6 protein-coding genes and 1 pseudogene are annotated in these 11,941 nt (G+C 55.6%); 3 read left to right on the forward strand and 4 right to left on the reverse strand.

Going from position 1 to position 11,941, the window contains the following annotated elements:
• Nucleotides 1–203 precede the first annotated feature (203 nt).
• The 3 genes from ACX3P5_RS05495 to ACX3P5_RS05505 all read left to right on the forward strand — a co-directional run bounded on the left by ACX3P5_RS05495 (nucleotide 204) and on the right by ACX3P5_RS05505 (nucleotide 4,586).
• Nucleotides 204–791: a Yip1 family protein gene (locus ACX3P5_RS05495; protein WP_233984827.1), complete on the forward strand. Its 588-nt coding sequence runs from the start codon at nucleotides 204–206 to the stop codon at nucleotides 789–791.
• Between the two features lie 176 nt (nucleotides 792–967).
• On the forward strand, nucleotides 968–1,915 hold the full coding sequence (pbpG, locus tag ACX3P5_RS05500; protein ID WP_336754915.1) for a D-alanyl-D-alanine endopeptidase: 948 nt from the start codon (nucleotides 968–970) through the stop codon (nucleotides 1,913–1,915).
• A gap of 226 nt (nucleotides 1,916–2,141) precedes the next feature.
• The gene (locus ACX3P5_RS05505) at nucleotides 2,142–4,586 is read left to right on the forward strand and encodes a DUF3772 domain-containing protein (protein ID WP_233984825.1); all 2,445 of its coding nucleotides are present in this window, start codon (nucleotides 2,142–2,144) and stop codon (nucleotides 4,584–4,586) included.
• A gap of 76 nt (nucleotides 4,587–4,662) precedes the next feature.
• Here ACX3P5_RS05505 and ACX3P5_RS05510 read toward each other — a convergent pair.
• The 4 genes and pseudogenes from ACX3P5_RS05510 to dld form a co-directional block, all read right to left on the reverse strand.
• A pseudogene (locus tag ACX3P5_RS05510) lies at nucleotides 4,663–5,001 on the reverse strand (IS4 family transposase); the annotation flags it as partial.
• A 736-nt stretch (nucleotides 5,002–5,737) separates the two neighbouring features.
• Nucleotides 5,738–8,389: a beta-N-acetylhexosaminidase gene (locus ACX3P5_RS05515; protein WP_458968386.1), complete on the reverse strand. Its 2,652-nt coding sequence runs from the start codon at nucleotides 8,387–8,389 to the stop codon at nucleotides 5,738–5,740.
• Nucleotides 8,390–8,436: 47 nt separating this feature from the next.
• The gene (gene chiP, locus ACX3P5_RS05520) at nucleotides 8,437–9,834 is read right to left on the reverse strand and encodes a chitoporin ChiP (RefSeq protein ID WP_458968387.1); all 1,398 of its coding nucleotides are present in this window, start codon (nucleotides 9,832–9,834) and stop codon (nucleotides 8,437–8,439) included.
• A gap of 288 nt (nucleotides 9,835–10,122) precedes the next feature.
• Nucleotides 10,123–11,826, reverse strand: a complete 1,704-nt coding sequence (dld, locus tag ACX3P5_RS05525; RefSeq protein WP_458968388.1) for a D-lactate dehydrogenase — start codon at nucleotides 11,824–11,826, stop codon at nucleotides 10,123–10,125.
• Nucleotides 11,827–11,941 lie beyond the last annotated feature (115 nt).

Genomic DNA, 11,941 nt, shown 5'->3' on the forward strand with positions numbered 1-11,941 from the left:
GACTCTCCCTGTTTGACTCTGTTTCTTTAAGTCTATACGCGTTTTGGTTTCGCTTCCGCCCGGCGTCCGCCCCTGCGCTTATTTTTGCTGTTTTTTTGCTCAGCTGCCACGAAAGTTGTTCTGCCGTTTATACTTGAACTGTCGCTGCCCTCAGAGACTCTGTTGCCGTTTCGGGCAGCCCTTCGCATCAGAGGAGTGACTGTATGAACCATGTCTGGGGACTTCTGGCGCATCCGAATCAGGAAATGCGTCATATCAAGCAAGAGAATGAGAGCGTCTCGCACCATTACACCCACCATGTTCTGCTGATGGCGGCGATCCCGGTTATCTGTGCCTTTATCGGCACCACGCAACTGGGCTGGAATCTCGGTGAGGGGCAGTTTGTTCAGCTTAATATCGCTACCGGGATTGGGCTCGGTATCCTGTTCTATCTGATTATTCTGGGTGGCGTGGCGGTGATGGGCCGGGTGATCCACTGGATGGCGCGCAATTATCCGCAGCGGCCTGGGGTACAGCGCTGCACGGTGTTTGCGGGCTATGTCGCCACACCGCTGTTTCTCAGCGGGCTGGTGGCACTCTATCCGCTTGTCTGGCTGTGCGTGCTGGTCGGCGCTTTAGCGCTGGTCTACACCGGCTATCTGCTCTATATCGGCATTCCGCTGTTTCTGAATATTGACCGTGAAGAGAGCCTGCGTTTCTCCGGCTCCACGCTGGCGATTGGCGTGCTGGTTTTTGAAGTGTTACTGGCGATGACCGTCATTCTGTGGGGTTATGGACCCCGACTGTTCTGATCTGCCGCTGCCGCCGTGCTGGCGGCGGCGCCTTTTTAACGCCCGGAAACAATCTCACCAGGAAATTTCTTAACCTTCAGCGTATGATGCTGCTGCCAGCCCGCGCTCTGACTGCACTGATGCGGGCGGCCTGTGTCTGACACAGCGCACAATCTCAACCGGGTCTTTTTTCTACGATGCCTGCAAAAATTCGTTTCACTTTGTTCTCGCTGGCGCTGCTCGTTTCCGGGCAGGGAATGGCATTACCGGCGCAGGCGACCACCTCGCTGTCACAAATGGCGCCGATTGCTCAACCGCAGATTGCCTCTGGCAGCGCGATGATTGTCGATCTCACCAGCAATAAAGTCCTGTTTTCCAGTCATCCGGATCGGGTCAGGCCAATCGCCTCCATCACCAAACTGATGACCGCAATGGTGGTGCTGGACGCACATCTGCCGATGAATGAGATGCTGACGGTGGATGTCAGCCAGACGCCGGAGATGCGTGGGGTATTTTCACGCGTCAAACTCAACAGCCAGATCAGCCGCCGCAATATGCTGCTGCTGGCGCTGATGTCCTCAGAGAACCGCGCCGCCGCCAGCCTGGCTCATGCTTATCCGGGCGGCTATAACGCCTTTATCCAGGCGATGAACGCCAAAGCGCGCGCGCTGGGTATGAAACAGACCCGCTACGTTGAGCCGACCGGGCTTTCCACGCAAAACGTCTCCAGTGCCCAGGACCTGATTAAGTTACTCAAGGCGACGCGCGAATATCCACTGCTCGGCGCACTCAGCACCACTAAAGAAGAAACCGCCGTCTTCACGCATCCGAGCTATGCGCTGCCATTCCGCAACACCAATCATCTGGTGTACAAAAATGACTGGCGCATTCAGCTGACTAAAACCGGCTACACCGACGAGGCGGGCCACTGCCTGGTGATGCGCACCATGATCAACAATCGCCCGGTAGCGCTGGTGGTGCTGGACGCGTTTGGCAAATATACCCACTTCGCGGATGCCAACCGCCTGCGTGACTGGATTGAAACCGGCAAGGCTGCGCCGGTGCCGGCCGCCGCGCTGGCGTATAAAAAACAGAAATCAGGCCAGGTCGCCAGCAACGGTGCCAGCAGTGCCGACGTCGAGTAGAAAAGAGTCGGTGTCGCGCACTGCGCGCACTGGCATTGCCTGCAGGCTGAGCAGGACATCGGGAAAACGCGGTCAGAGGCGTAAAGCCATTTTTACCTCTCTGGCCGCCCGACGTTAACCCGAAAAATGCCCGTTATTCCTATATTGCCATCCCTTGCAAAGCCCTACACTACGCGCGACTGGCGAGGGACGATCGCCTGATTTAAGCTGCCGGAATCTTACTCATATGTTTAAGCTACGATCCTTTTTTGCATTGTTAATGCTGGCGCTGGTGGCATTTGCCCCGGCGCTGACGCTGGCCGCGGATGATACGGCCAGTGCTGCTCAGGACCAGGACGCTCCGCCGAAGCTGAATGCCGCGGTTGAACTGCCGAAAATGCAGAAGATCCTCGATAAAATCAAAAGTCAGGTCTCCGTCGATGCTGGCGAAAACAAGCTGACTCAGCTCAATGAAATGGCGCTTGAGCTCTCTGGTAATGCCGACACGCTGGGACAGGCGCTGATCCCCGATCGCCAGCAACTGGACGCCCAGTTGCAGGTACTGGGGCCGGCACCCAAGGCTGACAGCGGCGTAAAAGAGACGCCGGAAGTGACGCGCAAGCGTAACGCGCTGGAAAGTCAGAAAAGCAAACTCGACGACCAGATCAAACAGGCCGAAGGCATTAAAAATGGCGCACTGACGCTCTCCTCACAGATTACTAACCTGCGTCGTGACCAGTTAAAAAGCCAGCTGGCGCTGAACTCCGGCACCATTCTGGGGCCGCGTTTCTGGTCACCGCTGCTCAATAGTCAGGACCTGGATGGCGAGAAAATCGGTGAATTTCTGCAGGAGCTGCAGGACACCGCGGTACTCTCATGGGAGCCGGGCTGGCGCGTGGGCAGTGTCTTCTGGCTGCTGGCTGCGCTGTTAGTGATGACGGTCGGCCGTCGTTACAGCGAAGAGTTTCTGGCCTGGGTCAGCATTCACAAATTGCCGGAAGGGAAGTTACGTCGCAGTTTCCTGGCGGCTGCAATCGCCCTGACCACCCTGGCGGCTGTCGTCCTCACCTTTAACTTTATCGCCCTGGCCTTTACCCGCCGTGATGAGGTTTCTGAAAACGTTCAGGACTTCGTGGATCAACTGGTTCGGCTCAGCGTCTTTTGTGGCCTGATTGCCGGGCTGGGACGCGCTTTCCTCTCTACCCGCAGGCCCAGCTGGCGGTTACCGACCATCTCTAATGAAGTGGCGATGGCGTTAAAACCCTTTCCACCCATTACCGCCGTGCTGGTGTTTATCTTTCAGACGGTCGAGTCGTTTAACTACAGCGTCGGCACCAGCCTGAATACCACTATTTTTGCCAACGGCCTGACGGCACTGCTGATTGGCAGTACCGCGCTGGCGATCAGTATGCGCACCAATCGGGTTCGTCGTCGCATGACGCAGGCGGGCACACCACCGGAAGCGCGATCGACGCTGGTCGGACTGATCCAGATGGGCCTGACGCTGACCGGCATCGCCATTCTGGTGTCGCTGCTCATTGGTTACGTCACGCTGGCACGCTTCCTGAGTTATGAAGTGATCTGGTGCGGCCTGCTGTTTGGTTCGTTCTACTTCCTCAGTCATCTGCTTAACGATGGCTGTGAGAGCCTGTTCTCGACCAGTAACGCAACCGGTCGTCGCATTCAGAGTTCGCTTAACATCAATGAGCGTCATCTGCAGCAAACGGCTACGCTGCTGACGGCCATCGGCAAAACCTTTCTGGTGCTGGTTGTGGCACTGGCGCTGGTCAATGGGACCTTTGCCTCGTCAACGCCGATTGAGCTGCTGCAAAAAGTGATCGAGTTCTGGGGCGGTAAAGGACTTGAATCCCTGAATATCGTACCGGCGCATATGGTGAATGCGATAATCTGCCTGATCGTCGGCATCTATGTGCTGCGTTCAATACGCCGCTGGCTGGACAACGATTTCCTGCCGAAAACCACCATGGACGTGGGGATGCGGGTGTCGCTGGTGACGCTGTTCAGCAACATCGGCTTCGTGCTGATTATTCTGCTGACGCTGTCGATCATGGGCCTGCAGTGGAACAAACTGGCGTGGATTGTCAGCGCGCTGTCGGTAGGTATCGGTTTTGGCCTGCAGGAGATTGTGAAGAACTTTATCTCCGGGTTGATTCTGTTAACGGAACGTCCGGTAAAAGTGGGCGATCTGGTGACCATCAGCGGTATTGAAGGGGATATCCGCCGGATTAACGTGCGCGCCACCGAAATTCAGTTAGGCGATAAATCGACCGTCATCGTGCCGAACTCGCAGTTCATCTCGCAGAACGTGCGTAACGCCACCATGGGCAATGCGCAGGGCGTGGTGACGATCACGCTCACTTTCCCGCTGAATATCGATCCCTCTAAAGTGCGCGATATCCTGCTGGAGGTCTACAACGAAAACGAACGTATTCTGGAGACGCCAGAGCCGTCGGTGTCGTTCAAAGATCTGACCCAGCAAGGGATTGTACTGAGCGTGACCGGCAATGTGGCCGGGCAGCGCCAGATCGCTGGCGCGAAGAGCGACCTGCTGTTTGATATTCTGACGCGTCTGCGTAAAGAGGGAATATTGCTCTCGACGCCGCAAACCATGATTATTGAACGACGCCAGCAGGCGGTGGCGGCCAGCGAAGAAGAGAAGCTGCTGTCGTAACGCGAATCTCCCGATCCCGATGTCATGCTTCTGATTGCATGATCCTGAGGCCGACAAACGTCGTAATGCCAGTCAGTTAAGCAACTGACTGGCCCTTTTTCGGGGCTGTGGTGTATTTCCAGGGCCTCTCCGTTACCACCTTCGGGAAGGCCCTTTCCCTTCTTGTCGGTAACTTCACCCGTTCTCTCATACTTGCAAGATCACGCATCAGTTTCGGTATACGGCCCGGTAAAGCGCCCTGCAGGGGCATCCGCATTTTCATGGCCATTCCGCAGGATTCTGAGAAGCTCAGTTGATTCGGCCAGTCTCCTTTCAGCTGTTCCGCCATTTTAATTATCTGATATCTCAACAGATTATAAGCCAGTGAGGCACCTCACAGTTCCTGCTCCACAAGCTCCGGCTTTTGACTTCTCAAGTGCCTGTCCAGGGTGCATAAAAAATCCGGAAACAGGTGAGCATTTCCGGATTCTTACAGAGCCACTGGATCGTTCAGGTGACCCTTAACTGATCAGCATTACCCTGTATGGGCGCTTTTTTTGCCTGAATTTTGTGCTGATGTATTAGTGTGCATTTGGGTTAAGTCTGGGTGTAAAATTCGGTAGAATTAGCGGTGGCTGAAAAGCAGTTAGTAATCAAACGGATAATTTTAGAGTGTTCCCCGCGCGAGCGGGGATGAACCGTTTCTGTGGCGTTTATTGATAGGTATAAACTAGTGTTCCCCGCGCGAGCGGGGATAAACCGCCGACATCGGTCGTCACCCTCATTAGCGGATCGTGTTCCCCGCGTGAGCGGGGATAAACCGGTCTGAATATGATAAGAAGCCCGTTACGGCTAACTACACATAGAGTGAAAAGTCATCTTTCTAAAAAAGCCCGCGTTTAAGCCTGATTACAGTCAGTTAAATATATCAATGAATATAAATTCGCAGGAAAGCTTAGCGAGGGAGAGAAGGGATCAGGATTTCAGCCCGGTTGTACTTCATTAACGGGGAGCAGGTCAGGCCCGAACTCTCGGACCTTATTTAATTAACTGACGTGCATTACGACAAACGTCGGCTTTTTTTATTGCAGTTTACCGGCCTGGCCGCCTGGGCTAATAAATCCGGCCTGACGTTGCCAGGCCGCACCACGGCCGCGTGCTGTCCCTCTGCTTTACAGTGACTCAACCCGGCTGCTGCGGAGCCCATCGGCGCTGACCGAACGTACCTGTACTGCGCCACTCACCTGCGGTGGTTGAGCGGCATCGTACCGCTGCCAGTGTGTGCCGTTATCCAGACTGTATTCCAGCGTCACACCAGGCAACGCAACATTCATCGCCAGCACGCCTGCGACAATTTTCGCGCCCGGCACCGGCAGCCGATAAGCGATATCGGCTTTGTCCAGCTTCGCCAGCTCACGCTGTCCCAGCAGGTTAGCGAAGCGTTGCCAGTCCTGCTGGAGCGCATGACGATCCACCAGACGGGTCTGCCCGCCGATAAATTCCCGTCCGGCCCGATAGTCCAGCTCCCAGCTGGCACGATGCCAGCTGCGCTCTGCCACCGCAAACAAACGGGGATAAATCATATATTCCATCTGCGGGTCGGTACGCACGGTTTCACTCCAAAGCTGCGCGGAAAGACCATAGGCACCGGTCCACGGCTTATCCGATTTAGCGCTGAAAGCGTTACCGTCGCGATCTGTTGAGGTTTCAGCATTCTGCGGCAGGTTATCGGGGGCGAAGGCAAATATTTTGCGTTCATCACTGAAGCGGGTGCCCCAGTAGTAGCCGCGTTCCTGCGGATTGACCTCTGAGGGGAAATCGAGATAGAGGTAGTCGGGGCTGGAAATCACCACATCATAGCCTTTCTGTGTCCAGTCACTGGCGCTGTCAAAACCGCCCCAGTAGAGCGTATCCCAGAAATTGACCGCCACGCGTGGGGTGGCGAACGCACGCGCATCTTTGGCATCTTTTAAACCGTCCTGCCACGCCTGCATTTTGCCGATACCGTGACGCTGAACAATCGCACTGACTGTCATCGCAAAATAGCTTGGCAGATGTGCCAGATCGTTGACTTTTCCGCTGTTGATCAGCGCCTGACAAACCTGCGATTTAGCCCAGGGACGATCTTCCTGCTGCCAGTCGCGCAGGCCGGTGCCGGGCTTAGGCTGGTGGCGGTCGGAATAGCCCGGCCCGAAGCGAATATTTTTCGCTTCGTCACCCCCGAAATGCCAGGTGGTCAGCGGCTGTCCCGCTTCGCGGTGCATCGCCTGAATTTCACCGATCACTTTGTCGACAAAGCGCTGGGAAGCATCAATGCAGGGATTGAGATAGCTGGTGCGATCGTAGAGCTGTACCGAGGTGGTATTAGAGTCATCCGTCGGATCGATCAGGCGATATGCACTGGCCTGATCGGGTTGCCCGGCATGCATCAGTCGCTGGTAGCGTGCCTCCATGGCGATCACTGCCGCACGCGCATGGGCGGGCATATCGATCTCCGGGATAACGGTGATATGGCGCGCCTGCGCATACTCCACAATCTCGATGTAGTCGGCGCGGCTGAAATAGCCGCTGCCGTTGTTGTCACTGAACGGCCCCGAACCGAGCTGCGGCAGCAGGCAGCGCTTTTCAGTGAGATCGTGACAGCGCTGGCTGCCCACCTCGGTTAATTCCGGCAGGCCGGGAATTTCAATCCGCCAGCCTTCATCATCACTCAGGTGAAAATGGAAGGTATTCATCTTCCACGCCGCCATCTGATCGAGCAGCCGCAATACCGCCTGCTTGCTGTGGAAGTTGCGTGCCACATCAAGAAAGGCACCGCGATAGGCGAAGCGGGGCGCATCTGTCGCATCCAGCGTGGCGATCTGCGGGGTGCCGTCAGCAGGGATCAGGGAGAGAATCGACATCAGCCCATAAAACGCTCCCGCGGCATCGTAGCCGACGATGCTGGCACTGCGGGCGTTGATATTCAGCCGGTAAGCACCGGATTTGGCCAGTGCGCCGCTGAAATAGCCAGGCCGGATGTCACTGGTAATCGCATAGCCCGACGCGCGCTGTTGGACCCCCAGTTGTTCAAAGCGCTGAACAACCGCCTGGCGCGTAGCGGTACTCAGCCCGTTGAGCGACAGCGTGACGCCGCGGCTGAGTGAGGCATCGTGCGGATGAAGTTTAACCTCAAGCGGCGTCGGGCTGATCTGACCGCGTAAGGCCGAAGCGGGCAGAGGCGTGATATCGCTGTTTTTATCAAAGCGGCTGACGGGCTGCATCAGGACATTGTGGTCATCCGCGCTGCGTCGCCAGTTATCCCCAAAAGGCAGCACAAACTTACTGAGATCTTCGCTGTCGGTGCTGGCAATGATTTGTGGCGTTGCCTGACCGGCGGTGACATACCAGCGCGGCATCACATCGGTGATAAACAGCTGCCAGTACTCGTTCACGATCGGAATCTCTACCGACTCGCCAGCCCCGATGCCGGTGAACTTATTGGTCGGCTCAAGACGGGTTAAATCACCGACTATATGGGTCATCTTAAACTGGTCGTTATCCACCCGCAGCGTCTGATGGACGTTGCTCATATATATGGCCCAGTGTTTGTCCGTCAGCGCCGGACCGTGGTTGGTCAGGGTAATGGTGGCGCGATTACAGGCCGCCCAGTCTGCCCCTAATGCTGCGCAGTCGACCCCGTGCAGGGCGGCCAGATTATCCTTCACCTGATAGGTCACGCCAAACTGGCTGATCTGATTTACCAGCGACTGCTCCGACGGACTGGCAGCGCTGGAGAGGGCAACGCTCAGCAGGCTGAGCGCAAAAAAACGTTGGGTTAACATGTCATCATCCTTGTTTCGGCTAGAGAGATCCGGGTCAGCGGCGTGGGTCAGAACAGGGTAAAGGGTGCGATCACCATCAGCTTGATATCCTTCTCGTCCTGAAAAATATTGCCGTAGCCCCCGCTGTAACTGGGCAGATTGCTGTGATTGTCGTAACGGGTGTAGTGCAGTTTAATCAGCGTATCTTTAGCGCGGCCCTGCTGAATCTGGTAGATCAGATCGAGGTTCCAGGCAGACTCGGTCAGCCGTTGACGCTGGTCAAACTGAGGCTGGGTGGCGGGTCTGGCGTCCCAGCCCCAGACCCAGGAGCCGCCCACTTTCCAGCCCGCCAGCTGCCACGGCGTTAAGTCGAGCAGGGCACCGGCAAAAATCGCTTTTTCACCGTTGGCGTTCCAGTCGGAACGGGCATCCCACCAGATATCCAGTCGTCCGTTGGAGCTGGCGTAACCCGGCGTCATACGTTGTAAAAAGAAGCCCTGATTCCCTTCGGCTTTAACCCAGGTGCCTTCGAGTCGCAGATCAACCGGACCGATGGTGTAGCCGACAGTGATCGCCTGTAACCAGGCCAGGCCGTCATAGACATCACGGGGATTAGCGGCACCGCCCGCTACTTTGTCGTGCGCCCCGTAAAACTGATAGCTGGTGTAAAGTGCATTGCCGTTTGGCGTGGCTGACCACGAGGCTTTGGCGAAATATTGATCCATATAATCCGCCGCCTGGCCAAAAGCGCCCTCAAGCACCAGATTATTTTTGAAGTCATATTTCATGCCGAACGAATGCAGATAGCTGACAGGCGTTTTGCCATCAGCCTGACGAAAATCATATAAGTCACGATACCAGGGCGCTTTATATTTGTCGCTCCACATCCAGGAGAGTGATAATGCACCGGCCTGCTGGAAATCATACAGCGCACCGACTTCGACGCCGCGATAGGTTCCGGGTAAGAAACTCCAGTGTGGCGCAATAATTGTCTGGCCGGTTGGCTGAATATACCCGGCGCGCAACCAGTAATCGTTATATTTTAATTTCAGTGCGGCTTTATAAACAGAAGCACCGCCGCTGTCGCCATTCCACTTTTCATCCCAGCGGGTACGCGCCTTACTGAAGCCAATTTCATTGGGTGCGGCGGGGCCGCTGTTGGAAAGCTCAGCAGCACCGAAAATCGCGAGGTCCAGACCAATCCACTCCCCGACATAGCCTGACTGATAGTCGAGATTACTGTTGAGCGAGGCATGATGTAAATTAGCCCGATACTGCCCCTGATATTCACTGGTGGGATCGGTGTCTCTGCGATCTCGCTGACGCTGCCAGTAAAAAACATTTCCCTTTAGCGATGAGTCATCAATAAATCCGCTGGCGTAAGCCGGTGATGAACTTATTGCTGTTGACGCAATTATTACGGTGGCTATTTCAATTAACGTTAACGCGTAATTAATTTTTCGCATGACCACTCTTCCCTGAATGAATTTAAGATGCTTGCTATGAATTTTTATGGCGACAATCTATTTTTCGCGACGCGAAATATCAATTGGCGGCAGGGTGTTTTGTGAACTATTGCGCAGAACCCGATGAGATAAAATAAAGCAGGTGCAATATGGGAGGGGAAATTAATATTCTGATAAAGATGTTAGTTGTTGGCAGGGCTGCTGCAATGGGAGGCTGGCGGTGCGAACGGGCTTCCCGGTCGTGTGACAATCAGCCTGCTCAGATAAGCAGGCTGACTGATAAGGCGATTAAACCTGCTTCACTGCCCATCCCTTTTGCTTACTGGTTTTGCCAATCCCAGGATTAAAACTGTTGGTGGGATCGAGCTGCCGGTAAAAGGCCGCCAGCTGCGGTTTGGCCTGATAGAGATGACCGACGTTGTGCTCCGCCGGATACTCCGCCCCGCGCGCCTGTAAAATCTCCAGCATCTGCGCTTTCAGCTGATGAGCATCAACGCCTTTTCTGACGATGTAATCCTGATGGAACACATGACAGAAAAAGTGACCGTAGTAGAGGCTGTGGCTGAGTGAGTTTTTTATCGCCTCGGGCAGGGTTTCAAACCAGTTTGGGTCGTTGCGTCGCAATGCGATATCCAGTGCCAGAATATCTTCCACCTCATCTGCATGCACCGCGTGATAGCGCACCGCGGCACCTGCGGCGGCAAAACGATGCAGGAAAGCATGGGCACCTTCTTTCCCTTCACACTCAAAAAATTCGCCGCCGCCTTCGCGAAAGTAATCGCGTAAATAGTTACGCGCTTCAGCCACGCCGTCGCCGGACATTTTCAGCATCAGGTAATGTTCATATTTGTCGCGATACTGCTTCATTCGTTCAGGCAGATGCGCCGGAAAGAGGCGGCTCAGGCGCTGCAACAGGCGATCGCTGAAGTGCGGTTTGATAAATGACAGCTTGCTCAGCCAGGCATCCACACGACCTTTCAGCGTGAAGAACAGCGGCATCTTGTCGGTGCCCAGCTTGTCGATCATCAGAAAGGTATCTTTGCCGTAGACTTCGGCGATGTCATAGATATCGCGGTGCATATATTCACCCGCTACCGGCAGATTGCTGAAGTGCGCCAGCATGTGGCGGCGAATGTCGCTCAGCACGTCGGGATCGTTGGTACCGATATAGAACACCTGCTGCTGCGGTTCACTGGCGAAAGTATCGAGACGCACGGCGAATACCGCCAGCTTACCGGCACAGCCGGAGGCTTCAAACAGGCGACGCGCATCGGCGTTATAGCGGGCGGGCGTATCCGCATCCACTTCACGAACCCGGTCGGCATATTCATGATCGGAGGCGTGACGGCCATCATGCAGGACATCGCTCTGCTGCCAGCGATCGTCATCCAGCCGGCCCAGAATCTCTTCCGGTGAATGCCCTAAATCGATGCCAAGATGGTTAACCAGCCGCAGTTTGCCCTGGGCATCTATCTGCGCGAACAGCGCCATTTCGCTGTAGGCCGGGCCGCGTTTGATCAGCGACCCGCCGGAATTATTACAAATTCCGCCCAGCACCGAGGCACCAATGCAGGACGATCCAATCACTGAATGCGGCTCGCGTCCCAGCGGTTTGAGCACTTTTTCCAGCTGATAGAGCGTGCTGCCGGGAAACGCCAGCACCTGTTTGCCGTCATCAATTAACTGGAGCTTATCCAGCCGCAGCGTACTGATGATCACTAGCGGACGATCGTAATCGTCGCCGTGCGGCGTCGAGCCTTCAGTCAGGCCGGTATTCGCCGCCTGCATCAGAATAATGGCGTCGGCATTGACCAGCGTCTGCAATACCCGCCACAGCTCCAGCAGCGTGGCAGGAAACACCACCGCCAGCGCGTCGCCTTCGCCGGAGCGAAAGCCTTTACGGTAGCGGGCGGTCTGTTCAGGTTCGGTAAGCAGATGCGCAGGGCCGACCAGGCGGCGTAAGTCAGAAAGCAGGGCAGAGGTCTGTTTCATGGGCAATTCCCTTGTCTTATCAGTGCGTCATTACTGTAGCACGTCAACTCGCTGCAACGCAGTGTGACACCGGCAGGCTACCTGCTATTCTCTTCTTGTGGCACACTGCCGCCTG

Source organism: Pantoea sp. S-LA4, from assembly GCF_054482835.1.